This is a genomic window from Streptomyces sp. NPDC059169 (assembly GCF_042755225.1).
Classification (GTDB): domain Bacteria; phylum Actinomycetota; class Actinomycetes; order Streptomycetales; family Streptomycetaceae; genus Streptomyces.
Window position 1 is genome coordinate 22,523 of the sequence record NZ_JBHZCF010000019.1, and the last position, 26,211, is coordinate 48,733.

At 69.2% G+C, this 26,211-nt stretch carries 13 protein-coding genes; 9 read left to right on the top strand and 4 right to left on the bottom strand.

Features of this window, described 5'->3' with window-relative positions:
* Positions 1-17: 17 nt before the first annotated feature.
* Together ACFXOM_RS29075 and ACFXOM_RS29080 are read right to left on the bottom strand one after the other, a co-directional pair.
* Entirely contained in the window at positions 18-494 is a 477-nt protein-coding gene (locus tag ACFXOM_RS29075; protein ID WP_384945533.1) for a DUF485 domain-containing protein, read from the bottom strand.
* 192 nt (positions 495-686) lie between these two features.
* Positions 687-2,324, bottom strand: coding sequence for an MFS transporter (locus tag ACFXOM_RS29080; RefSeq protein ID WP_385040240.1), 1,638 nt, complete (start codon positions 2,322-2,324; stop codon positions 687-689).
* A gap of 356 nt (positions 2,325-2,680) precedes the next feature.
* On the opposite strand from ACFXOM_RS29080, the gene ACFXOM_RS29085 reads away from it, so the two are divergent.
* From ACFXOM_RS29085 to ACFXOM_RS29095, 3 genes are all read left to right on the top strand, one after another.
* Positions 2,681-3,469: an ABC transporter ATP-binding protein gene (locus ACFXOM_RS29085; RefSeq protein WP_384945538.1), complete on the top strand. Its 789-nt coding sequence runs from the start codon at positions 2,681-2,683 to the stop codon at positions 3,467-3,469.
* The gene (locus ACFXOM_RS29090; protein WP_384945541.1) at positions 3,466-6,045 is read left to right on the top strand and encodes an ABC transporter permease; all 2,580 of its coding nucleotides are present in this window, start codon (positions 3,466-3,468) and stop codon (positions 6,043-6,045) included. The genes ACFXOM_RS29085 and ACFXOM_RS29090 overlap by 4 nt, the downstream gene beginning before the upstream one ends.
* A gap of 340 nt (positions 6,046-6,385) precedes the next feature.
* Positions 6,386-6,934, top strand: a complete 549-nt coding sequence (locus ACFXOM_RS29095) for a phospholipase (RefSeq protein WP_384945543.1) — start codon at positions 6,386-6,388, stop codon at positions 6,932-6,934.
* A gap of 139 nt (positions 6,935-7,073) precedes the next feature.
* Here ACFXOM_RS29095 and ACFXOM_RS29100 read toward each other — a convergent pair whose 3' ends face one another.
* Positions 7,074-7,634, bottom strand: coding sequence for a hypothetical protein (locus ACFXOM_RS29100; protein ID WP_384940175.1), 561 nt, complete (start codon positions 7,632-7,634; stop codon positions 7,074-7,076).
* Positions 7,627-8,139, bottom strand: a complete 513-nt coding sequence (locus ACFXOM_RS29105) for a SigE family RNA polymerase sigma factor (protein WP_384945546.1) — start codon at positions 8,137-8,139, stop codon at positions 7,627-7,629. The genes ACFXOM_RS29100 and ACFXOM_RS29105 overlap by 8 nt, the downstream gene beginning before the upstream one ends.
* Positions 8,140-8,344: 205 nt before the next feature.
* On the opposite strand from ACFXOM_RS29105, the gene mfd reads away from it, so the two are divergent.
* The 6 genes from mfd (at position 8,345) to ACFXOM_RS29135 (ending at position 26,185) form a co-directional block, all read left to right on the top strand.
* Entirely contained in the window at positions 8,345-11,896 is a 3,552-nt protein-coding gene (mfd, locus tag ACFXOM_RS29110; protein ID WP_384945548.1) for a transcription-repair coupling factor, read from the top strand.
* Between the two features lie 584 nt (positions 11,897-12,480).
* On the top strand, positions 12,481-13,203 hold the full coding sequence (locus tag ACFXOM_RS29115) for an HNH endonuclease family protein (protein WP_384945626.1): 723 nt from the start codon (positions 12,481-12,483) through the stop codon (positions 13,201-13,203).
* A gap of 237 nt (positions 13,204-13,440) precedes the next feature.
* Positions 13,441-13,785 carry a hypothetical protein gene (locus ACFXOM_RS29120; protein WP_384940160.1) on the top strand — a complete coding sequence of 115 codons (345 nt, stop codon included), beginning with the start codon at positions 13,441-13,443 and terminating at the stop codon, positions 13,783-13,785.
* Positions 13,782-14,405 (top strand): BMP family ABC transporter substrate-binding protein, encoded by a 624-nt coding sequence (locus ACFXOM_RS29125; RefSeq protein ID WP_385040243.1) that lies wholly within the window; start codon positions 13,782-13,784, stop codon positions 14,403-14,405. The genes ACFXOM_RS29120 and ACFXOM_RS29125 overlap by 4 nt, the downstream gene beginning before the upstream one ends.
* Before the next feature lie 232 nt (positions 14,406-14,637).
* Positions 14,638-25,299, top strand: a complete 10,662-nt coding sequence (locus tag ACFXOM_RS29130; RefSeq protein ID WP_385040246.1) for a LamG-like jellyroll fold domain-containing protein — start codon at positions 14,638-14,640, stop codon at positions 25,297-25,299.
* On the top strand, positions 25,283-26,185 hold the full coding sequence (locus ACFXOM_RS29135; RefSeq protein ID WP_384945560.1) for a hypothetical protein: 903 nt from the start codon (positions 25,283-25,285) through the stop codon (positions 26,183-26,185). Before ACFXOM_RS29130 ends, ACFXOM_RS29135 begins: the two co-directional genes overlap by 17 nt.
* The last annotated feature ends 26 nt before the right edge of the window (positions 26,186-26,211 follow it).

The window sequence follows — 26,211 nt, forward strand, 5'->3', positions numbered from 1 at the left end:
GTCGGAGCCGAACCCGTTCACCAGGCACCTCCTGCGGATCCACCGGGGCGCTGCCAGCCGGCCGCGCCCTGCCGGTGCGGCCGGGAACCGCGGGCGGTGTGGGCGGCCCGCGCGACGCGGTGTGCCTCCGCTTCCTGCTCGGCGTGTTCGCGGATCGTCGCCGCGAGAGGGTCGACGCGGCGGCGTGCGATCCGCTCGTACAGGGCGATGGCTGCGAGGGTCACCGGCAGTTGGAGGAGTCCCAGCAGCAGCCCGGTGGTGAGGCCGCCGATCTCGCCGGCCATGAGGTCGGGCGCGTAGGCGGAGAAGATGAGGAAGAGCGTGAAGTAGCCGAGTGCGGTGAGGGTCGCTACGCGGCGCAGCCTGCGGTATCCCGAGCGGAGTCTCGACAGGTCGTCGGCGTGCTGTGAGCGGAGCCCGGGCTGGTCGGGCGTGTGCCACGGCTGCCCGCTGCCCGCTGGGTCGGGGAGGTGCTGCTCGTACGGATTCGGCATGGTGCGGCTCCTAGCGGTCCCACGGGGGGCCACCGCGCCCGCCGGCACGGGGGGGCGGTGTCGCGGTGGAGCGCGAACGTTACTTGGCGGTAGTGGGGTCGCGTAAGGGGCTCGACCGACTAAACGGTATGTCAGTTCCGCAACGGTCGGGTCACACCGGTGCACCAGCGATCGACGGGGTCGCGCGCCTGGTCAGAGGTCGTGCTTTTGCTCCGCGATGACCGGGAACCGTCGCGGCGCCACGAACACCAGGACGAGCAGGGCCAGTCCCGCGGCGCCCGCCGCCCCGGCGTGGACCCAGTCCACCGCCGCTGCGACGGCCCGGCGCAGATGGTCCTGCGGCGCGCCGTCGGCCAGGACGCGGGAGACCGAGTCCAGGTCGCCGGAGCCGCCGAGCCGGGCGGCGAGGACCGCATTGGCGAGCGCCCCGAACAGTGCCGCCCCGACGCTCTGGCCGACCTGGCGGCAGAACAGCACGGACGCGGTCGTCGTGCCGCGCTCGGCCCAGGGCACGGTCGACTGGACACCGACGATCAGCGGCAGTTGGAAGAAGCCGAGCGACGCGCCCAGCAGCAGCATGAGCAGGGCCGGCTGCCAGGGCTCGCCCGGATAGGGCAGCAGGAGGGGGAACGCCAGCAGCACCAGCATGGCGGCGGTCGCCCCGATCATGGCGGTGCGGCGGAAGCCGATGCGGCTGTACACGCGGTTGGAGAGCGCGGCGCTGACCGGCCAGCTCAGCATCATCACGGACAGGACGAACCCGGCGGCGACCGGGCCGAGTCCGAGGACCGACTGGGCGTACGTGGGGAGGAACACGGTGGGGGCGACCATCAGCAGGCCGAGGGCGCCGAGCGCCAGGTTCACCGCCGCGATGGTGCGGCGCCGCCACACCCAGCCGGGGATGACCGGTTCGGCCGCCCGGCGTTCGACCAGCACGGTCGCGGCTGCCGCCACCGCGCTGCCCGCGAACAGTCCGAGGGACGGGGTGGACAGCCAGGGCCAGGCCACCCCGCCCTGCACCAGGGCGGTCAGCAGCAGGGTGCCGGTGGTGAAGACGGCGAGTGCGCCGGGCCAGTCGATCCGGGGCCGGGAGCCCCCTTCCCGTACCGGCTCCCGCAGGTGGCGGGCGACCAGCAGCAGGGCGAGCGTGCCGACCGGGAGGTTGACGAGGAAGATCCAACGCCAGTCGGCGTGACTGGCGAGCAGACCGCCCACCGCGGGGCCGGCGACGGCCGACACGGCCCACACGGTGGAGAGCTTGGCCTGGATCTTCGGGCGTTCCTCCAGCGGGTACAGATCGGCCGCGATGGTCTGGACCGTGCCCTGCAGGGCCCCGCCGCCGAGGCCCTGCACCACGCGGAAGGCGATGAGCGATCCCATGCTCCAGGCGGTCGCGCACAGCAGGGAGCCGAGCAGGAAGAGGGAGATGCCCGCGATCAGGACGGGCTTGCGGCCGAAGGTGTCGCTGAGCTTCCCGTAGACGGGCAGCGTGACGGTCACGGCGAGCAGGTAGCCGGAGAAGAGCCAGGAGAACACCGAGAAGCCGCCGAGGTCGCCGACGATCTGCGGCACGGCCGTCGAGACGACCGTGCCGTCGAGTGCGGCGAGCGCCATGCCGAGCATGAGGGCCGCGACCACCGGTCCGCGGCGCCGCGCCACGGCGGCCGCCGTGGGCCGGGGCCCGATGGCCGCTCCCGCGCCGTCCGCGCCTGTTCCCGCGCCGTCCGCACCTGCTCCCGCGCCGTCCGCGCCTGTTCCCGCGCCGTCACCGGCGGCTCCCGTGCCCGGTCCCGAACCGTCCCCGTCCCCGCGCGTACGGCCCCCGCCCATCAAGACCCTTTCCCTATGCACGTATTTCTCCGGCGACCAGCCTGCCACGTGGACTTCCCGGCGCGGGAGAGGGCGTGCCCTGCGGGTAGGGGGACGGCGCCCCCTAAGGGCGACTCCGGAGCGATCGCCGGGGGCCGCTCGTCCCCCTGGAGGACGAGGGAACCCGCGCCTCCTCCCTAGCTTGTTCCCACCGGGTCCAGGAGCACCGAACGACCGGGGGAGGGTGGGGAGAACCCCCGGTCGGGACTGCGCCGCGCACCAGCGCGCGCCGGCCGTCGTGCCACCAGACTCGAACCGGCCCGGCGCGCGTGCGACGCACCGCCGGGCGTCATCACCGCCGAACGAGGAGACGTACCGTGACGACGGCCCTGACCACACACCGGCCGGGGGACACCGGGGGGCGTACGGCCGTTGCCGCGCGAGCCCGGCAGGTCCTGAAGGCGTACGGATCGGGCGAAACGCAGGTCGTCGCGCTCGACCACGTCGACGTGGACATCATGCGGGGGCAGTTCACCGCGATCATGGGCCCCTCGGGCTCCGGGAAGTCCACGCTGATGCACTGTCTGGCCGGGCTCGACACCGTGACCTCGGGCACCATCCACGTCGACGACACCGAGATCACCGGCCTGAAGGACAAGAAGCTCACGCAGCTGCGCCGGGACCGGATCGGCTTCGTCTTCCAGGCGTTCAACCTGCTGCCGACGCTCAGCGCCCTCGAGAACATCACGCTGCCGATGGACATCGCGGGCCGGAATCCCGACACCGCCTGGCTGAACCGGGTGGTGGAGACCGTGGGTCTCGCGGGGCGGTTGAAGCACCGGCCCGCACAGCTCTCCGGCGGGCAGCAACAGCGCGTCGCCGTGGCCCGGGCCCTGGCCTCGCGGCCCGAGATCATCTTCGGTGACGAGCCGACCGGGAACCTCGACTCGCGGGCCGGTGCCGAGGTCCTCGGCTTCCTGCGCGCGTCCGTGGACGAACTCGGCCAGACCATCGTCATGGTCACGCACGACCCGGTCGCCGCCGCCTACGCCGACCGCGTCCTGTACCTCGCCGACGGCCGCATCGTCGACGAGATGGTCGACCCGACGGCCGAGCAGGTCCTGGACCGCATGAAGGACTTCGACGCCCGGGGGCGGACGTCGTGACCTTCCTCAAGACCTCGCTGCGCAACGTCCTGGCCCACAAGGGCCGCATGGCGCTGTCCGCCGTAGCCGTCGTGCTGTCCGTGGCCTTCGTGTGCGGGACGCTCGTCTTCTCCGACACGATGAACGCCACGTTCGACAAGCTCTTCGCGGCCACCGCCGCGGACGTCACGGTCAGCCCCGGGAACGCCGCCGCGGACGACGAGATCCCGGGCACGGGCAAGCCCGAGACCCTGCCGGCCTCCCTCCTGCCGCAGGTGGAGAAGGCCGACGGCGTACGTTCCGCGGAGGGGAAGGTCGTCTCCACGAGCGTGACCGTCGTCAACGCGGCCAACGAGAACATGGGATCGACCACGGGCGCTCCCACGATCGCGGGCAACTGGACGCAGGACGAGCGTCGTTCGATGGAGATCACCTCCGGTCGCGTCCCCCGCGGCCCCACGGAGCTGATGGTCGACGCCGACACCGCGGAGAAGCACGGGCTGAAGATCGGGGACGCCCTGCGCACCATCGCCGTGACCGGGGACTTCACCGCCAGGATCACCGGCATCGTGTCGTTCAAGGTCACCAATCCCGGCGCGGCCGTCGTCTACTTCGACACCGCCACCGCCCAGCGCCAACTCCTGGGCACGACCGGAGTGTTCACCCATGTCGTGGTCGCGGCTGAGCCTGGGGTCAGTGACGAGCAGCTGAAGGGGAACGTGAGCGCGGCGGTCGACGCCGCCGCGTACCGGTTCCAGACCCAGGACGAAGCGGCTGACGCGGGCCGCGAGAACGTCGGCGGGTTCCTCGACGTCATGAAGTACGCGATGCTCGGCTTCGCCGGGATCGCCGTCCTCGTCGGCGTCTTCCTCATCGTCAACACCTTCTCCATGCTGGTCGCCCAGCGCACCCGGGAGATCGGCCTGATGCGGGCCGTCGGATCGAGCCGCGGGCAGGTCAACCGCTCGGTGCTCGTCGAGGCCCTCCTGCTCGGAGTCGTCGGCTCAGCGGCCGGCGTGGGCGCCGGCGTCGGTCTTGCCGTCGGCCTGATGGAGCTCATGGCCGCGATGGGGATGCACCTGTCCACCGACGACCTCACCCTGAAGTGGACCACCCCCGCGGCCGGCATGGTGCTTGGGGTCGTCGTCACCGTGCTCGCCGCGTACGTCCCGGCCCGGCGGGCCGGGAAGGTCTCGCCGATGGCCGCGCTGCGCGAGACGGGCACACCCGCCGAGGCCGGGACCGGGCGCGTCCGTGGCGCCCTCGGCGTGCTGCTCACGGGCGCCGGCGCGGTCGCGCTGTGGACCGCGACGCGGGCCGGGGAGGCCGGTGACGGATCGGTGTGGCTCGGCGTCGGCGTCCTGCTCAGCCTGCTCGGCTTCATCGTGGTCGGCCCGCTGCTCGCGGCCGGTGTGGTCCGGGTCATCAGCCTGCTCGTCCTGCGGGTCTTCGGCCCGGTGGGTCGGATGGCGGAGCGCAACGCGCTGCGCAACCCTCGGCGCACCGGCGCCACCGGGGCCGCGCTGATGATCGGGCTCGCTCTGGTGGCGGGCCTGTCGGTCGTCGGTTCGTCGATGGTGGCCTCGGCGACCCGGGAACTGGACAGGTCGGTCGGCGCCGACTTCGTGATCCGGTCGAACAATCGGCAGCCGATCACTCCGCAGGCGCAGGCGCAGGTCGAGGAGGCGCCCGGAGTGGCGCACACGACCCGGTACAAGCTGGTGAAGGCCGCCCTGACGGCGCCCGACGGCGCCACGGACGAGGGGCAGGTGCTGTCCGCCGCCGATCCGACGTACGCCCAGGACCTGCGGCGTGAGGTCGTCGCCGGGGAACTGGCCGCCGCGTACGGCAAGGACGCCATGTCCGTCGGGAACGGCTACGCGGAGCGGCACCGGATCACGGTCGGCGACACGATGACGGTCGCCTTCGAGGGCGGTACGACGGCGGAACTGCGTGTCGCGGCGATCACGTCCGACGACGCGAGCGTCGACAAGGGCGCGATGTACATCGGCATCCCGACCGCCGCGCGCCACCTGCCGGCGGGCAAACTGCCGCAGAACTTCATGATGTTCGCCTCCGCGCAGGACGGGAAGGAGAAGCAGGCGTACGCGGCGCTCAAGAAGGCCCTCGCCTCGTACCCGCAGTACCAGGTCCTGGACCAGACCGACTTCAAACAGGACCTCGAGGACCAGGTCGGCCAGCTGTTGAACATCGTCTACGGCCTGCTCGCGCTCGCGATCATCGTGGCGGTGCTCGGTGTGGTGAACACGCTGGCCCTGTCCGTGGTGGAGCGGACCCGGGAGATCGGTCTGCTGCGCGCAATCGGGCTGTCCCGACGCCAGCTGCGCCGCATGGTCCGTCTGGAGTCGGTCGTCATCGCCCTGTTCGGTGCACTGCTCGGCCTCGCCCTGGGCATGGGTTGGGGCACGGCGGCCCAGAAGCTGCTGGCGCTGGAGGGGCTGGGCGTCCTGGACATCCCGTGGTCCACCATCCTGACGGTTTTCGTGGGGTCGGCGTTCGTGGGTTTGTTCGCAGCGCTGGTCCCGGCCTTCCGGGCGGGCCGGATGAACGTGTTGAACGCCATCGCCGCGGAGTGACCTCTGGTGGGTGCGGCTCCGGTGCACGCGTGCGCCGGAGCCGTCGGTCGTCCTGCCACCCGCCGAGAAAGAGGACGGAAAGGTTCCTGTGACACATATCACCGAATGATCCCGTGAGGGGTTTTGTGGTGACTTGGCGCGGGGTCATATCAAGACATGTCCACTGATCGCAGAGTGTGTTGAATTCCTGTGCCAGATGGAACTTGAGGTTCCTTTGAGGCTGCCTTCTCCGACTTTCGACGCGCCCTCCCCCGGGGGGTCCTCCTGCGCTAATTTCGTCACGGTGCCGGCGGGTTGACCAGGTCGCCGGACAGATTTGGAAACGGGGAAAGGTACACGCATGAACAAGCTCAAGGCCGCCTTCGGCGGGTTATTGCTGACGGGTGTCCTCACCGGCACCGCGGCGGTTCCCGCGACGGCGGCACCGGTGGAGACCACGGCCGGTACCGGCTCGTCTGCAACGCCGAAGGGTGAGGTCACGGCCATGGTCGGCCACCAGGTCAGGCTCAATAAGCTCCGGGCCCTGACCGGCTCCGACACCACCTCTCGGAATGAATGGTTCCGATACCAGGAGCTCAATAGGAAGGGCTCCAACTACTATCGCTTCACCTGGGACACCGACGGTTGCTCGCACGTGTCGGACAAACCGCTGGGATTCTATTTCTGGTCTGCGTGCGCCCGGCATGATTTCGGCTACCGCAACTACAAGAAGTTGCGGGCTTTCAGCGCGGCGAACAAGCTGCGGGTCGACAAGACATTCCTTTCCGACATGACCCGCCAGTGCAACACCCAGTGGGGGCCGTACACCGAGACGCAGCGTGCTGCCTGCCGGAAGGTGGCGAAGAAGTACTACCAGGCCGTGCGGACGTTCGGCGAACTCCGCAACTAGGTTCCGCAGACGTCCGCCTCCGTACCGGGGCCGGACGCCTGCGGTGAGGGAACCGGCCCCGGGGTGTTCCTCCCGCGCCCCGGGGCCGCTCGCGCGTGCGGCCCGGGGCCGGCGTACAAGGAGGGCCCCGACGGCGAGGTCAGCCGGCCCCCGGGGTCAGGCCCGTCGGGGTGTACGCAGGCAGCGCGCTCGGTCGCACCGACCCGTCGGGTCCGGGCGCGGGAGACGTCGACGGCAGCCGCGTACTGTCCCGAGCACCGGAGTCGGTCGCGGTCGGAGTCGCGGGCGGGGTCGGCGACCACGTGGAATCCGGCGGAAGTCCGGGCGCGGAGGACGGCGGAGGTCCGGTCGGGGAAGCCGACGGCGGCACGGAAGGCGTGGCGGAGTCTCCCGGCGAGGGCGACGCGGAGCGCCCGCCGCCCGAGTCCACGGACACCGGAGGTGCAGCGGGCACGGCCGGACCGGCCGACGTCAGCCCGACGGCAGCGATCGTCGCGCCACCCGCCAGCACGCACACCGCGGCTGCCGCCGTCACCGCCAGCCTGCGGGTCCGGCGGCGCGCTCCCAGGACCGACACCCGGGCCGCAGCAGCGGGCGCGGCCAGGGCCCCGCCGGCTTCGGCGGCCCGCTTGAGAGCCCCGGCCAGCGCCTCGTCGTCCTGCCCGGGCGCCCCGTCGCCCCGCTCGTGAACATCAGACACCGTGCTCCTCCGGCATGATCGCTTCGATCGAGTCGTCGAGATGGGGTGCGAGGGCGGCCCTCGCACGGGACAGATGGGACTTCACGGTTCCGGAGGCCGCTCCGGTCTCGGCCGCCACCTGCTCCACGGACAGGTCGCACACGTAGTACAGGACCGCCGCGCGCCGCTGCCGCTCGGACAGCTTCCGCAAAGCCGCCACCAGCGCCACCGTGCCCGGATCCGGCTCCGGCACGGTCGGCGCCCGGCCCTCGTGGTGCCGCCGCCAGGCGTCCGCGGTCCGGCCGCGCCGGCGCCACCGACTGACTGCCAGCCGCCAGGCGACCGTCCTGATCCACGCCTCGGGCCCGCCGTCGCGCCGCAGCTGGGACCGCCGCCCCCAGGCGCGCACGAACGCCTCCTGGACGACGTCCTGCGCCTCGTGGAGGTCCCCGATCATCAGGTACACCTGCCCGACCAGCCGTTTCACACAGGCCTCGTAGAACTCCTCGAACTCCTCTGTGGTCACGTGCGGCTCCGTGGGGCTGGTCGGGGGCGAGATCTCGCGGCGTATACGCACCGGAGGCGGTCCCCGGTTTACCCGCGCACCGGAAATCCCGGCGGTTTACCCTGGAGACCCCCGACACGCCCCCAGTCTTCGACGAGGGGGACACACGACGTGTCGGGCGGTTCGCGTTGCCCACCCCCCTCTCGGACCCCGGACGGAACCCTTCATGAGCCTGAAAGGTCTGCTCGACGCCGTCGTCAAGGACCCCGCCCTCGTCGAAGCGGTCTCGGCCGCCACCGATGGCCACCGGCCCCACATCGACCTGGTCGGGCCGCCCGCCGCGCGGGCCTTCGCCGTGGCGGCGCTGGCCCGGGAGACGGGCCGGCCCGTGCTGGCCGTGACCGCCACCGGCCGGGAGACCGAAGACCTCGCCGCCGCGCTCCGCTCGCTCCTCGACCCGGACACCGTGGTCGAGTACCCGTCCTGGGAGACCCTGCCGCACGAGCGTCTCTCGCCCCGCTCCGACACCGTGGGCCGACGACTCGCGGTGCTGCGCCGCCTCGCGCACCCCGCACAGGACGATCCGGCCGCGGGCCCCGTGAGCGTCGTCGTCGCCCCCGTGCGGTCCGTGCTGCAGCCGCAGGTCAAGGGCCTCGGGGACGTGGAGCCGGTAGCCCTGCGCACCGGTCGGACCGCCGACCTCGAAGCGGTGGTGGACGGTCTCGCCGCTGCCGCTTACTCCCGCGTGGAGCTGGTCGAGAAGCGCGGAGAGTTCGCGGTGCGCGGCGGCATCCTCGACGTGTTCCCGCCGACCGAGGAGCACCCGCTGCGGATCGAGTTCTGGGGCGACGACGTCGAGGAGATCCGCTACTTCAAGGTCGCCGACCAGCGATCCCTGGAGGTCGCGGAGCACGGGCTGTGGGCGCCGCCGTGCCGGGAGCTGCTGCTGACGGACGAGGTGCGGGAGCGGGCGGCCGCGCTCGCCGAGGCCCACCCCGAGCTCGGCGAGCTGCTCGGCAAGATCGCCGAAGGCATCGCCGTCGAGGGCATGGAGTCGCTCGCCCCGGTCCTCGTCGACGACATGGAGCTGCTGCTCGACGTCCTCCCGGCGGGGGCGATGGCCGTGGTGTGCGATCCGGAGCGGGTGCGGACGCGGGCCGCCGACCTGGTGACGACGTCGCAGGAGTTCCTCCAGGCGTCCTGGGCGGCGTCGGCGGGCGGCGGCCAGGCCCCGATCGACGTCGGCGCGGCCTCCCTGTGGGGCATCGCGGACGTCCGGGACCGGGCGCGCGAGCTCGGGATGATGTGGTGGTCGGTGTCGCCGTTCGCCGCGGACGAGGAGCTGGCGGAGCTCGCCGACGACGCGACGGGCGACACCCTGAAGCTCGGGATGCACGCGCCGGAGCGGTACCGCGGTGACACCGCGCGGGCGCTCGCCGACACCAAGGGCTGGCTCGCCGAGGGCTGGCGCACGGTGTTCGTGACCGAGGGGCACGGTCCGGCGGCCCGTACCGCCGAGGTCCTCGGTGGCGAGGGCATCGCCGCCCGCCTCGACGCCGACCTCGGGGACCTCTCCCCGGCGGTGGTGCACGTGGCCTGCGGCTCGATCGACCACGGTTTCGTCGACCCCGGTCTCCGGATCGCCGTACTGACCGAGACGGACCTGTCCGGCCAGAAGGCCGCGGGCAAGGACGGCGCCCGGATGCCGACCCGCCGCCGCAAGCAGATCGACCCACTCACCCTGGAGGCCGGCGACTACATCGTCCACGAGCAGCACGGCGTCGGTCGCTACCTGGAGATGGTGCAGCGCACCGTGCAGGGTGCGACGCGCGAGTACCTGCTCGTGGAATACGCACCGGCCAAGCGCGGTCAGCCCGGCGACCGCCTCTACATCCCGACCGATCAGCTGGAGCAGGTCACCAAGTACGTCGGCGGCGAGGCACCGACCCTGCACCGACTCGGTGGCGCGGACTGGACGAAGACCAAGGCACGCGCGAAGAAGGCGGTCAAGGAGATCGCTGCCGACCTCATCAAGCTGTACAGCGCGCGGATGGCTGCGCCCGGCCATGCCTTCGGCACGGACTCGCCCTGGCAGCGCGAGCTGGAGGACGCCTTCCCGTACGCCGAGACGCCCGACCAGCTGTCCACCATCGCCGAGGTGAAGGAGGACATGGAGAAGTCGGTTCCCATGGACCGGCTGATCTGCGGCGACGTCGGTTACGGCAAGACCGAGATCGCCGTGCGGGCCGCCTTCAAGGCCGTCCAGGACGGCAAGCAGGTCGCGGTCCTGGTGCCCACGACGCTCCTGGTGCAGCAGCACTTCGGAACGTTCTCCGAGCGCTACTCCCAATTCCCGGTCGTCACCAGGGCGTTGTCACGTTTCCAGTCCGACGCCGAGGCGAAGGCCACGTTGGAAGGACTCCGGGAGGGCTCGGTCGACATCGTCATCGGCACGCACCGTCTCTTCTCGTCCGAGACCACGTTCAAGGACCTGGGTCTGGTCATCGTCGACGAGGAGCAGCGCTTCGGCGTCGAGCACAAGGAACAGCTGAAGAAGCTCCGCGCCAACGTTGACGTGCTGACGATGTCCGCGACGCCGATTCCCCGAACCCTGGAGATGGCGGTCACCGGCATCCGCGAGATGTCGACGATCACCACGCCTCCGGAAGAGCGCCACCCGGTGTTGACGTTCGTCGGTCCTTACGAGGAGAAGCAGATCGGCGCGGCCATCCGCCGTGAGCTGCTGCGCGAGGGACAGGTCTTCTACATCCACAACCGCGTCGAGTCGATCGACCGGGCCGCGGCACGACTCCGGGAGATTGTGCCGGAGGCCCGGATCGCCACCGCGCACGGGCAGATGGGCGAGAGCACCCTGGAGCAGGTCGTCGTGGACTTCTGGGAGAAGAAGTACGACGTGCTCGTGTCGACGACGATCGTCGAGTCCGGCATCGACATCTCCAACGCCAACACCCTGATCGTGGAACGTGGTGACAACTTCGGCCTCTCGCAGCTGCACCAGCTGCGCGGCCGGGTGGGCCGCGGTCGCGAGCGGGGCTACGCCTACTTCCTCTACCCGCCGGAGAAGCCGCTCACCGAGACCGCGCACGAGCGGCTCGCGACCATCGCCCAGCACACCGAGATGGGCGCGGGCATGTACGTCGCGATGAAGGACCTGGAGATCCGTGGGGCGGGCAACCTCCTCGGCGGCGAGCAGTCCGGACACATCGCCGGCGTGGGCTTCGACCTGTACGTGCGCATGGTGGGCGAGGCGGTCGCCGATTACCGGGCCTCCCTGGAGGGAGGCGTGGAGGAGGAGCCCCCGCTCGAGGTCAAGATCGAGCTGCCGGTCGACGCGCACGTCCCGCACGACTACGCGCCGGGTGAGCGCCTGCGGCTGCAGGCGTACCGTTCCATCGCCTCCGCCAACACCGAGGAGGACATCAAGGCGGTGCGGGAGGAACTCACCGACCGCTACGGCAAGTTGCCCGAGCCGGTGGAGAACCTGCTGCTGGTGGCCGGGCTGCGGATGCTGGCCCGGGCCTGCGGGGTCGGGGAGATCGTGCTCCAGGGGGCGAACGTCCGCTTCGCGCCCGTGGAGTTGCGCGAGTCCCAGGAGCTGCGGCTGAAGCGGCTGTACCCGCGATCGGTCATCAAGCCGGCGGTCCAGCAGGTGCTGGTGCCCCGCCCGACGACGGGCAAGATCGGCGGGAAGCCGGTGGTGGGGCGCGAACTGCTCGTGTGGACGGGCGAGTTCCTGACCTCGATCCTCGGCTCGTAGCGGCTGCTCGGCACCGCACCGCGGAAGGTGCCCGGCCTACCGCGGAACGAGTGACCGCCCCGCGGGTGCGGCCGCTCCTCCGTGCCGGACGGACCTCCGGCGCGGCCGGTGCCGCCGCCGGCCGTCCCGGTGCTCGGCTGCGCCGCGTGCCCGCCGGGTCGTCGCGGCAGGCGGATCAGATGGGGAATCCTGCCGAGCGGACGGCTTCGGGCACCGGGAGGGTCCGGGTGCGCGTGCTCGCCCTAGGATGACGGCTCGTGAACCGACCTCCTGGACCACAGTGGAACGCGCTCCCCGTCGCCCCGTCGCCGCACCCGGGACCCGTGCCGGACACGGGCGGTTGCGGCCGGGCGCCCGCAGGCCCGGCGGGCGACGGCTGTCTCGTTCCTGACGGGGACGCGCCGCAACCGGGTTGGCGGTGCGACACGGCAGGCCCGGCCTTGGCGGGCGTGGACGGCTCCGGGGCGCCCCGGGCGGTCGCCGCGGTCGCCTGTGGCGCACGGGAAGCGGGCCCGGCCGTCCACGTCCGGGGGCGCCCCCGTCCGGGGCGCGCCCTTCGCCGGCCCCCTGCGGGCATAGCTGCGCTGCTCGGCGCGGTGGTGCTGCTCAGCGGCTGCAAGGGCGTGGAGGCGCCGGTGGACGGGGCGCAGGCCGATTCGGCTCCGGCATCCGGGCCCGGCGTCAGCCCGTTGGACAACCCGGACGGAACGAAGCCCGGGCTGGCGGCGATCACCTCGACGGCGGACACCGCGAGGGCCAGGACGCTGATCGGGCAGGTGGCGACGAAGGGGCGCGGGCCGAAGACGGGCTACACGCGGGACCGGTTCGGCTACGCGTGGATGGACACGGCAGACGGGGTGCCCCTCGCGAGGAACGGCTGCGACACTCGGAACGATCTTATCCGTCGTGACGGTCAGGACCTTCGCTTCCGAGAGGGCTCCGACTGCGTGGTCATCGCCATGACGTTGCACGACCCGTACACCGGGACGACCATCGAGTGGCGCAAGCAGAAGGCCGCCGAGGTGCAGATAGACCACGTGGTGCCGTTGTCCTACAGCTGGCAGATGGGCTCCTCGCGGTGGCCGGGGACCAAGCGCAGGCAGTTCGCGAACGACGTGCTCAACCTGATCCCGGTCGAGGGGCGGGCCAACGCGGCCAAGGGCGACTCCGGCCCCGCGTCCTGGCTGCCGCCCGACAAACGGATCAGGTGCGCGTACGCGGTCCGCTTCGCCCAGGTCGCCGTCAAGTACGACTTGCCGGTCACTGCACCGGACAAGCAGATGATGTTGCGCCAGTGCGGCGGCTGACGAGTAGGAAGGGTCACCCGACGAGGGCGCGTCGGCTGCCGTTCCACGGCTGTCGGCGACCGGCCTCCCCCGGCTCCCTGCCTGCTGCCGTGCGGCGCCACCACGCGGGGTGTGATCTGTGCCGGGGTGTGCCGCCCCGGGGCTGACGGGCGACGGATCGGGATGTACCGTACGGCGTCCCCCACGTCGCACATACGTGTCCGCGTCGGACACGGGTTCCCCGAGAGGTAGTCGAACGTGAAGTCCGAAGTCTCCGCCGTGCTTGCGGCCCCGCCGATGAGAGGTGAGGTGCCCGGCCTGGTGTCCAGGGCGCTGCTGGCGGCTGTTCCCGTGCTGAGCCTCGGGATGCTCGGCGCGGTCCCTTCGTACGTCATCGCCGCCCGCCGTGGTGAGCGCGCCGACTGGGTCGCAGCGATCGTCTTCACGGCAGCCACCGTCGGCTGGCTGTTCCAGGCCGCGCTCACGCCGGTGGAGACGCACGGCGCGCAGTTCGCCCTGGATCTGGTGCTGCTGGGCGTCGCGACCGTCGGAGCCTCCCTCCACTGCCTGTTCACCGGGTTCCGGGCCGGTGAAGCAGCGTGAAGACCAGACGTACCTGGCGAAGTCCGGTGAATCCGCAGCCTTCCGGGCAGGGGGAGCGCGTCGGCCGTTGGTTGGCCGTCACGGCGGGCTCGCTGCGCGGCCGCCGGGGCTGGGCGGTGGGTAGTGTCGCGGTCATCGTCCTCGGGTTGCTCGGGGTCTGGCGGTTCGTCCCCGGTGGGGAGTCGGGGCCGCCCGACCCCAGGGCGCGGCAGTACAAGGACGTCGACGCTTGCCTGCTGACGGGGGAGAAGGGCGTCGCGGCGGGCACGCCCGCGGCGCCCGTGTGGGCGGAGATGCAGAAGGCATCCCTGGAGACGCGAGCCCGCGTCAACTACGTGCCGGTCATGGGGCCGCAGACGGTGGAGAACGCCCAGCCGTACCTCAACAGCCTGATCCAGCGGCGTTGCGCCGTCGTGTTGGCCGTGGGTGCGCCCCAGGTCGGGGTCGTCGAGTCCGCGGCGAAGCAGCACCCCGACGTCCGTTTCGTGGTGATCGGTGATGCCTCCCCGGGTGGTGACCGGAGGGCCGAGAACCTGACGGTCGCGAAGTCCGGCGCAGAGCTGGGGAGTTCGGTGGCCGACGTGATCAAAGGTGCCGTCGAGGAGTCCGATTCGCGCTGATCGCGCAGTTGGTTCCCTCTGGAAGATAAAGATCCAGTAAATTGAACTGCCTCGAGTGGAACTCGTGTGCGGATATCGGGCAGGCTCACGAAGCTTTTGTAGGCTTCGTGTAAGTAAAGGCTTGCCCATGCGCGTTCGCTGGGTCCGTAGCCCTCGCCTGTTCCCGCCGGATCGCACCGGCAGGCGCAGAGCGAGGGCTACGGCTCTGTCTGTCCTTGTTTCCTTCTCCTTCATGCTCACGACGGAGAGCGCGGCGGCCAGTGGGGCCACCCTGCCGCCGCTGAGCATGCCGGAGCTGTCCCTCTCCGGCCTGTGGGAGTGGGCCAACAAATCCCCGCTCGACACACCCGACCAACAGAACGGCACCGCCAAGAACAAGAGCCACAGCGCCTCCACGGACGCCACCAGCGCCGACGGTGGCGTCGGTCGCAAGCCCGGCAAGGGCAAGGGCGAGCTCGACGCTTACGAGCGCCCCGAGGACCGGACCGCGGCGGTCACGACCGGGAAGGCCCCCGGCACGGCGAGCAGCTTCGACGCGCGGACCAGCAAGCGCGACGCAAAGAAGTCCACGGCCACGTCGGACTACTTCGTCAACGCAGACGGCTCCACGACGATCCGCCACCACTCCGGCCGCACCAACTTCAAGGGCGATGACGGCTCGTGGAAGCCGATCGACACCGCGCTGGTCCGGGACGAGGACGGCAGGCTCCAGGAGCGCGCCAACTCGCTCGACGTCGAGTTCGCGCCCGACGCCGCCGACCAACAGCTCGTGTCCGTCGACTTCGGCGGGGGCCGCAGCCTCGCGTACGCGCTGCGCGGCTCCGCGAAGGCTGCACCCACCGTCGCCGCGAACGGCACCGTGACGTACTCCGGAGTGCTGCCCGGCACCGACGTGCAGCTCGTGCCGCTCGCCGAGGGGCTCAAGGAGAACGTTGTCCTGCGCAGCAAGGACGCCGGCAACTCCTGGGTCTTCCCGCTCGACGTCAAGGGTCTGACCCCGCGCATCGCCGACGACGGCGACGTGGAGTTCACCGACGCCGATGGCAAGGTGACGGCCACCGTCCCCCATGCCTACATGGAGGACTCCAAGATCGACCCGCGTTCCGGTGACGCCGCGCAGTCCAGGGCGGTCGCCTACGAGCTGACCACCGTGGACGGCAAGCCGGCACTGCGGATGACCGCGGACCGGGACTGGCTGGACGATCCCGCGCGCGTCTACCCGGTCACCATCGACCCGACCGTGGTGGCGAGCAACTCCACGTACACGCAGAACACGATCTCCGGCAACCACTCCACCGAGAGCCAGATCAAGGTCGGCTCGTACGACTCGGGCACCAACAAGACCAAATCGTTCCTGCAGTTCTCCTCGCTGGGCACCACGCTCGCCGGGCAGAAGGTCTCCGCAGCGAAGCTGAACGTCTACGCGCTCTGGTCCTCGACCTGCACCCCCGAGTCGTTCTCGGTCCACCCGGTCACCCAGTCCTGGACGCCGTCCGGCGTGACGAGCTACCCCGGTCCGTCGTACGGCTCGGCCATCGGCTCGACCACTCCGTCGCCCGGCGCCTCCTGCACCAACACCGGCGGCAGCACCGACGTCGGTGTGAAGATGCCGGTGACCCTCAGCACCAGCTGGTTCACCCAGGTCGCCACCGGCGGGGCCAACTACGGCCTCGCGCTCACCGCGCCGACCTCGGACGCACTGCACTGGAAGAAGTTCCACTCGGACAACTCCGCGACCGCCGCCTGGCGCCCGTCGCTGGACCTGACCTACGCGCCCAACACCAAGCCGCAGGTCAACGCCCAGTACCCGCCGGAGAACTTCCAGGCCAACACCCTCCAGCCGGAACTGCTCGTCTACGCCAGCGACGCCGACAAGTGGCCACAGGCGACCCTGACGTACACCTACGAGGTATACGACGCCGACAGCGGGTCCACCACGCCCGTCGCCACCTCCGGGGCCCTCAGCAAGGGGAACTGGAAGATACCCACGGGCAAGCTCAAGTGGAGCAAGAACTACCTCTGGTACGTCGGTGTCAGCGACGGGTACGAGGAAGTGACCTACTCCAGCCGCTTCACCACCGCCGTGCCGCAGCCGCCGATCACCTCGGGCCTGGCCATGAACAACGACGGCCACGAGTTCGACCCCAGCGACGGCAACTACACCACCGAGGACACCGACGCCGACGTGGAGGTGGTCGGCCCCTCGCTGGAGATCGACCGCTCCTACAACAGCCTCGACCCGCGGATCGACAACGCCTTCGGCGCCGGCTGGTCGACGATCGTCGACATGAAGGCGGCCGAGGTCAAGGACGGCGCCGGCGCCATCGCCAGTGTGGAGATCACGTACCCGGGCGGTGAGCAGGTCGCGTTCGGCCGCAACAGTGACGGAACGTTCCAGCCGCCGCTGGGCCGCTACGCCAGGCTCCAGGCCGTGTCCGGCGGCTACACCCTGACGGACAAGGACTTCACGGAATACGCCTTCAAGCAGGCCACCGCGAAGACCGGGACCTATGCGATATCGAGCATCAAGGACTACGCGGGCCGCACGGAGACGTTCGCCTACGACGCGAACAAGCGGCTGACGAAGATCACGAACGACACGTCCAAGCGCTCGCTGTCCCTGACCTGGTCGCAGCCGTCGGGAGCAACTGCCTGGCACGTCGCGACGGTCGCCACCGACGCGGCCACCACGGGTGATGCCTCCACGGTCCAGACCTGGCAGTACGGCTACTCGAGCGACCAGCTCACCTCGGTCTGTCCGCCGGGCGACCCGACCAAGTGCACCACGTACGCGTACGCCACCGGCAACCACTACCGCACCACGGTCCTGGACGCCGACCCGTTCGCCTACTGGCGCCTCGGCGAGACCTCCGGGACGCTCGCCAAGGACGCGGTCGACACCAACCAGGGCAAGTACAACGGCACGTACCGCAACGTGACCCTGGGCAGCTCGTCCGTCCTCGCGGGCTCCACGCAGAAGACGGCCACCTTCAACGGCACCACCTCCTACGTCGAGATGCCGAGCGCCCCCGGCGCCACGCCCTCGTACATGTCGGTGTCTCTGTGGTTCAAGACAACCACGGCCGGCGGTGTGCTCTTCTACTACGGGGACAAGCCGCTCAGTGACTCCGACCCCGTCGCCCACACGACGAAGAACACCCCCGCGGTGTACGTCGGCACGGACGGAAAGCTGCGCGGCTGCCTGGCCATGTCGCCCGGCTGCATGACGACGATCACGTCCACGGCGACCGTCATCGACGGCCAGTGGCACAACGCCACCCTCACGGGTGTGGCCAACAGCCAGACCCTGTACCTGGACGGCGTCAAGCAGGGCACCCTCGCGGGCACCATCAACGACTGGGAACAGCCGTACCTCACGCTCGGCGCCGGTGTGAACATCGACGGCTGGCCCTCGATGAACCCGAACGACAAGCTCGGGCACTACACGGGCCAGATGGCCGAGGTGGCCGTCTACGCCGAGCCGCTCGATCCCTCGGTGATCACCGCGCAGTACCAGGCCGCCAAGCGCGCCGCGGGCCTGCTCAACAAGATCACCACGCCGGGCGGCAAGACGCAGTCCTCCGTCGTCTACGGCACCACCGACGACCTGGTCCTGCAGGCCACGGACGGCGACGGCGGCACCTGGAAGCTCAACCCGCCGACCGTCACCGGCTCCTCGCAGGTCTACCGATCAGCCGTCATGGGCTCCGCACCGAGCGGATACTGGCGCCTGGACGACACCCTGGGCGCCCCGGAGGCGGCCAACGAACTGCACACCGGCTTCGGCACGTACAACACCGTGACGCAGGGTGTGGCGGGACCGTTCGGGACGGGCGACGTGACCGCCGCATCCTTCAACGGCACGTCCTCGTACGCCGAGGTCCCGTTCTCCCCCTGGCACGCCTCGGGCGAGCGCGCCGTCGAGCTGTGGTTCAAGACCGCCACCCCGGGTGTGATCCTCTCCGACCAGGCGAAGCTGCCGACCGAGGCGACACCGACCGTTTCCTGGAACCCCGTGCTGTACGTGGGTGCCGACGGAAAGCTCCACGGTCACTGGTGGAGCGTTTCGGGCTCCGGCAGTACCAACTTCGGTTCCACGGCGACGGTCAACGACAACACGTGGCACCACGCGGTCCTGTCGGCGTCGGGCAGCACCCAGACCCTCTACGTCGACGGCGTCAAGCAGGCCGACTACAGCGGCGCGGCCAAGGACCAGTCCAACACCCGTACCTTCGTCGGCGCGGGCTTCGGCAAGTACTGGTACAGCTCGCCCGGTGACGTGAGCTTCTTCAAGGGCTCCATCGCCGAGGTCGCGGCCTACGACCACCCGCTCAGCCAGGACCAGGTCGAGCAGCACTGGTCCGCCTACAAGGCGTCCTCCGGTGTCGCCCCGGTGCGCACGGTCACGCTCACCGACCCGACCGACAAGACGCTGAAGTACGTGTACGACGCGGAGATGGGCAACCGCCTGCTCGCCACGATCGACACCAACGGGAAGCGGACGACCTACGGCTACGACACGGCGGGCTTCCTGCACACCGTGACCGACGCCAACGGCAACCGAAGCACCACCGGCCACGACATCCGGGGCAACACGGTCTCCCAGACCGACTGCCAGGACACCGCAGCCGGCAAGTGCGCCACCGACTACTACACGTACTACCCGGACGCCACCACGGCGTTCCCGGCCATGGACCCCAGGAACGACCTGCTCCTCACCGAGCGGGACGCCCGTTCCTCCGGCCCGACGGACAACACGTACCTGACCAGCTACAGCTATGACACCGGCGGCAAACTGCTGTCGGTGACCACCCCGCCGGTGGCTGGTCACCCCAACGGCAGGACCGCCACCACCACCTACACCACCACCGCCACCGCGGCGGCGGAGGGCGGCACTGCCAAGGCGCCGGCCGGTCTGGTGGACACGGTGACCACACCGGGCGGCAAGACCACGAGGTACGTCTACTTCACAGGCGGTGACCTCGCCGAGATCACCGACGCCAACGGTGCCAAGGTGAAGTACACGTACGACAAGCTCGGCCGGAAGATCACCGAGACGGAGGTATCGGACTCCCAGCCCAGCGGGCTGACGACCACCTTCACGTACGACAAGAACGACCAGGTCGCCACCGAGACCAGCCCCGCGGTCACCAACCGCGTGACGGGTGCGGTGCACCAGGCGAAGGCGACGACGACGTTCGACCCGGACGGCAACGTCACCTCGCAGACCGTCGCCGACCTCACCGGCGGTGACGCCCCGCGCGTCACGTCGTTGACGTACGACGCGTACAACCGCGTGGCGACGAGGACGGACCCGGGCGGCGACACCACGTCGTTCGAGTACGACGTCTACGGGAACAAGGTGAAGGAGACCGACCCCGCGGGGAACGTCAACACCTACACCTTCGACGGCGAGGGCCGTCCGCTCACCACCAACCTGCTGAACTACACCGGCGACCCGAACAACCCGTCGGCGCCGACGACGCTGGTCCAGGAGTCCCGGGCGTACGACCCGGCGGGCCGGCTCGCGTCGATCACCGACGCGATGGGTTGGGTGATCGCGTACACCTACACCGACGACGGTCTGTCCGCCTCGGTCGTGCGCAAGGACCCGGCGAACGGCAAGCAGTTCGTCGAACAGGCCAACACGTACGACCTGGCCGGGAACCTGATCGAGCAGGTGACCAACGACGGCCAGACCACGACCACCTTCGCGGTGGACGCGGCCGACCACATCACGTCGTCCGTGCTCGACCCGACCGGTGTCAACCGCACCACGAAGGTCTCCTACGACCCGGACGACAACGTGGTCTCGGAGACGGAGACGGACCCGGCGACCGGTGACGTCAGCACCACGGAGACGACGTACGACAACCTCGGCAACGTCACCGGCAACACGATCCACGACGGCACCACCGCCCCGGTGGGCCGCTGGAAGCTCTCGGAGACCAGCGGCCTGACGGCCGACGACTCCTCCGGCGGCACCCGCAAGGCCACCCTCGGCAGCGCGGTCACCCGCTCCGTCGAGAAGGGGGGTTCGGCGGTCTTCAACGGCACGGCGAACGCCTACGGCGCGACGGACGGCTCCGTGGTCAACACCGCGGGCAGCTTCACCGTCTCCGCGTGGGTCAAGCTCGGCTCGACGGCAGCCAACAGCACTTTCGTCGCCCAGGACGGCGAGATCGGCAGTGGCTTCCAGCTGTACTACTCCACGGGGTACGGCTGGACCTTCAACCGGCACGCCACGGACACCATGAACCCGGTCATCGCCCGGGCGAATTCCGGCACCGCCGCGGTCACCACCGGCACCTGGACGCACCTCACGGGTGTGTACGACAAGGACGCCGGACAGGTGAGGCTGTACGTCAACGGCGCCGCGTCCGGCACCCCGGCCGCATTCACCTCCCCGTGGGCGGCCACCGGACCGCTACAGATCGGCCGCAGGCTCGCCAACGGCACCTACGGCGAGAACACCAACGGTTCGATCGCCGACGTCCAGGTCTACGGGGAGGCGCTGAGCGCTTCCCAGGTGTCCGCCGTGTACGGCGGCACGCTTCCGGCGGCGGGCAGCTCCGTCCGCAGTGCCACGTGGAAGCTGGACCAGCGCGGACTGCCGCAGTCGATGACCGACGCCAACGGCAACACCACCGACTACGGCTACGACGAGGCTGCCCAGCAGACCACCTCCACTGCCCCCGCGGTCAGCGCCGAGCAGAGTGGCGGGACTCCGGTCTCCGTCCGGCCGGTGTCCATGGTCGGCTACAACACTTTCGGCGAGCAGACCGAGACGTCCGACCCGCTGGGCAACGTCACGGTCACGGCGTACGACGGCGAGGGCCAGGAGTCCTCGACGACGATGCCGAACTACACCGCGCCGGGGTCCTCGACGCCGATCACGGCCAAGGCCTGGAACGAGTACAACAAGCTCGGCCAGGTGACGGCGGAGGTCGATCCGCTCGGAAACCGCACCACCTATACGTACACGCAACTCGGCGACCTGGCTTCGGTCACGGATCCGGGCGGCGGCACCACGACGTACACGTACGACACCAACGGCGACCAGCTGTCGGCGACGCGGCCCAACGGGGCGCGTCAGGAGAGCACCTGGGACTACCTGGGCAACCAGCTCACCAGCACGGACATCGTCCGGCAGCCGACGCAGCGGGCGTACACGGCGATCAACGAGTACAACGGCCCGGGCGGCGAGCTGTCCCGGACCGTGAGCCCGACGGGCGTCTCGGAGTCGTACAAGTACAACGCGATCGGGGAGACCATCGAGGTCACCGACAGCGCCGGTCAGAAGTCCACAGTCACCTACGACATGGACGGCCAGGTCCTCACCTCGACGGATCCGGACGGCACCATGACAAAGAACGGATACGACGGCTTCGGCCAACTGGTCTCCACCAGTGATCTGGACGCGAACGGCGCGACGCTGCGCACCATGAGTGCCAGGTACGACCGTGGGGGCAACCCGGTGTCGGTGACCGACTACCGCGGCCACACCACGACGTTCACCGTGGACCCGACGGGCCTGGTCACCAAGGCGGTGCAGCCTGTCTCGGCGACCGAGTCGATCACCACGACCTTCGGCTACGACGCGGCGGGCAACCGGACGCGTTTCACCGACGGCCGCGGCAATCCGTTCATCACCACCTACAACACCTGGGGGTTGCCCGAGTCACTGATCGAGCCGTCGACACCAGCCCATCCGAACGTGGCCGACCGCACCTTCACCACGGTGTACGACGCCAACGGCCAGGTGAAGGAGCAGCGCTCCCCGGGTGGTGTGGTCGTCACCAACGAGTACGACGTCAGGGGCCGCCTGATCCGTCAGTCGGGTACGGGCGGCGAGGTCGCCACGAACGACCACACCTACGACTACGACTCGGACGACCGGATCACGGCAGTGGCCGGTGCGGGTGAGGACAAGGACACCTTCACCTACGACGACCGCGGCATGCTGCTGTCCACGTCCGGCCCCTCGGGTTCCTCGTCCTTCGCCTGGAACGGTGACGGGGCGATGACCTCGCGGACCGACGCCTCCGGCACGTCGACCTACGGGTACGACACTGCAGGCCGACTGAAGACGGTCGACGACGGAGCCACCGGTTCCTCGCTGACCTACGGCTACGACGTCAACAGCAAGGTCACGTCGATCGACTACGGCGCCGGGAAGTCCAAGCGGACGTTCCAGTACGACGCGCTGGAGCAGCTGACCGAGGACAAGCTCACCTCGCCGTCTGGCTCGATACTCGCCAAGATCGACTATGCCTGGGATGTCAATGGCAACGAGACGTCGAAGGCGACCACCGGCGTCGCAGGTGCGTCCACGAACACGTACACGTACGACTGGGCAAACCGTCTGACGTCCTGGAACAACGGCACCACCACCGAGGCATACGCCTACGATGCGTCCGGTAATAGGACTCGCGTGGGCGGTGACACCTACACCTACGACGCCCGTAACCGGCTCACGTCCGATGGGCACAGCACGTACATGTACACGTCTCGTGGCACGATGAGCCAGACTACGGACGAGGCTGGGGCCGCCGTTGCGGTTAAGGCCGACGCCTTCAACCGTGTGATCAACGAAGGCGATCGTACGTATACGTACGACGGTCTGGATCGGGTTCTGAACGCCAAGGACGAGACCGGTGCGGAGCTGTACGTCTTCAACTACAGCGGCGCGGGGAACGACGTGGCCTCGGACGGACTCTCGACATACAGTCGTGATGCGGACGGTTCTCTGCTGGGTGTGAAGACCGCGAGTTCTGCGGTGCTTGCTCTAACGGACCTGCACACGGACGTGATCGGGCAGTTCACTGCCTCCGGTGAGGCACTGACGGGCTCGACGACCTACTCGCCGTTCGGCAAGGTCACCGCTTCGCAGGGAATGACGGGACAGCTGGGTTACCAGTCGGGCTGGACCGACCCGCAGACAGCCAAGGTCAACATGGCCGCACGCTGGTACTCGCCGCAGACGGGCCAGTTCAACAGCCGTGACACGGTGAGCAACGACCCGTTGCCGGAGTCGGTAAACGGGAATCAGTACGCGTACGCGAACCAGAACCCGATGACGGGGATGGACCCGACTGGCCACTGGTTCGGCTTCATCAAGAAGGCCGTCAAAAAGGTCGCCAAGAAGGTCAAGAAGGTCGCAAAGTCGGCCTATAAGAAGACCAAGCGTGCGGTCAAGAAGGTTGCCAAGACCGTCCGCAAGGCGGCGAAAAAGATCAAGCATGCGGTCAAGAAGGTGGCTCGCAAGGCCTATCGGGCGGTCCGCAAGACCGTGCACTACGTGCGCGACAGTGTCAGAAAAGTCAAGAGATACGTCAAGCGCACGTACAAACGGGTCAAGCGCTACGCCCACAAGGTCGTCAGGCATGTCAAGAAGACCGTGCGAAAGGTCGCCAAGGCCGTCAAGCACGTGGCTAAGAAGGTGGTCAAGGCAGCCAAGAAGGTCGGTAGAGCCGTCAAGAAGGCAGCTAAGGCCACAGCCAACTTCGTAAAGCAACACGCCTCGACCATTGCCTCAGTGGCCGTGGGTGTCGCGGTCTTCGCCGGCTGTACTGCAGCCACAGCGGGTGCGGGCGCGATCGGCTGCGCGGCCCTCGCCGGTGCGGCAGGCAATATGGTCGGCTATGCGCTGAGCGACGGCCCCAAGACCCTCGGAGGATTCATCGGAGCGGGCGTCCTCGGCGCGGTCACCGGCGTCGTGGGCGGAGCTGCTGGCGGCCTCGCCGCCGGCGCCGCAGGTCGACTCCTGAGCGGCTTGGCGAGCAACGCCGTACGCGGCGGCATCCAGGGTGCCGTTGGCGGCGCCGCAGAGGGAGCCGTCAGCTACGGCGTTACATGTGCCACCAGCGAAGAAGGGTGCAGCGCTAGCGGAGCGGCCAAGGCGGCTGCCATCGGAGCCGGCACCGGAGGTGTGTTCGGCGCGGCAGCCGGCAAGCTCAGCAAGGGCTGTCACAGTTTCACCGGTTCCACCTCCGTTGTTCTGGCCAGTGGTGCCACCAAGGCGATCGCCAAGGTGAAGCCCGGGGACTATGTCCTCACCGCCGAGCCCGGCAAGAAGACGAAGGAGGCCCACAAGGTCACCAAGGTTCACGTAACCACGCATGACCGTGACTATGTGACCGTGACCGTCGCGACGAAGGACGGTCCAAAGAAGATCGAGACCACTGCTCTGCACCAGATCTACAACTCCACGACGCAGTCGTGGACGCGAGCCATGGACCTCAAGTCCGGTGACCGTCTCCAGACCGCTGACGGAAACTCTGCGAAGGTCGTGGGCACGCGTGGTTACGAGGACAACGAGATCACCTATGATCTGACTGTTGACGGCCTTCACACATACTTCGTGTCGGCCGGGGATGTCGCGCTACTGGTGCACAACTGCAACCCTCGACTCCGCGACAGGGCCATCGAGATCAACAACGCCCTGGACGACGGGTCGAAGAGTGGCAAGATCGCTGCGAAGAACGGAACCGTGGCGATCGTTCGAGCCAACCGCGGGACGAAGAAGAACCCCGACTACGTCGATGTCGTTGCGGCGAACGGGGACGGTCTCCAGGCTTCTCAGATGGCCAAGCTGAAAGCGGACGGTGACATCCCCGAGATCGCGGCCGATAACATCCCGGATGCTCACGCAGAGGTCAACGCGATGGAGCACATCAAGAAGAACGGCTGGACCAAGGTCGACGGCGGCGTTAGCCGGAATGTCTGTCCGTTCTGCGAGAACGCCATCAGGGATGTCGGCGGTAGGTTGACTGGGCCCACATTGAACCGACAGAGGATAGTCTTCCTCTTGAACGGTGCAATACGTCAGAGATATCCGAAGGGGCATCGATTGTTCACCTTCAGGGAAGGGGGATGTGGCTGTGGTGATTGAGGCTCTCGCTTCGCTGAGTGAGTCGGAATCCGACCTCGTGGCTCGACTGGCGATCTCCCGGTACGCTCGGTTGGCTCTCCTCCCCGGTACCTCCTGGTGGGCAGAGGCTTTGCCTCATGGCTTCCATGAGGCCGTGGAGGATGCGACCCAGTGGGACCAGGTCGCACCGTCAACCCGGGCTGTCGTTCGGCTGGAAAGTCTTGTCGATGAAGCCTTGGAGCTGATGGATGAGACGCCCACGGGTGGGCTGTACTACCCGTACCAGGCTGCTGCGGTGATCAGCCATTCCTGCTGGGGGCTCGGGGAAGGGCGCGGTCATGCGAAATTCCTCAGCCGCCTTTGGGAGGATGCACAGCGATATGCGAGGCATGTTGACTGGCAGTTGACGAATAGTCGCATCCCCACCGAGACGGTCGACTGGTTCCAGAACCGGGAGAAGGATCTATGGCGGCGCCATACTCGGCTCTCGGGGGCAGAGGACGCGGTGTACGAGGCACTTGCCGCCTTCTCCCGTGAAGTCGCGGGTGAGTACACTGACGCACTCTCGTGCGCCTTGTCGGACGCGGCAACGGCCGACTTCGTCCTGATCCTCGATGACGGGTCCAAAGGCAGTTTCGAGCCGCTCATCGAGCGATGGGGGGCGGCTGGCCGCAAGGCAAGGTTCGACAGCTCCATCTATCCGGGGCGTATGGACGACGGGAACCGGACGTACTTCGACCACCCTGCCTTCCTGTACGTCTGGGGTGGTGATGAGGGCGAGGTCGCGGATCTCCTGAGAAGCGCGGGCGTCGACCGTGTGCTCGTCGATGTCCGCAGCCAGGATGGCTCGGTTATCGAAGGGCCTGGATTCATCGCCGACCCCGTAAAGTCCGTGACGGCCTGGTAACCCCTCTGAAGGTCGTGTCTGCTGCA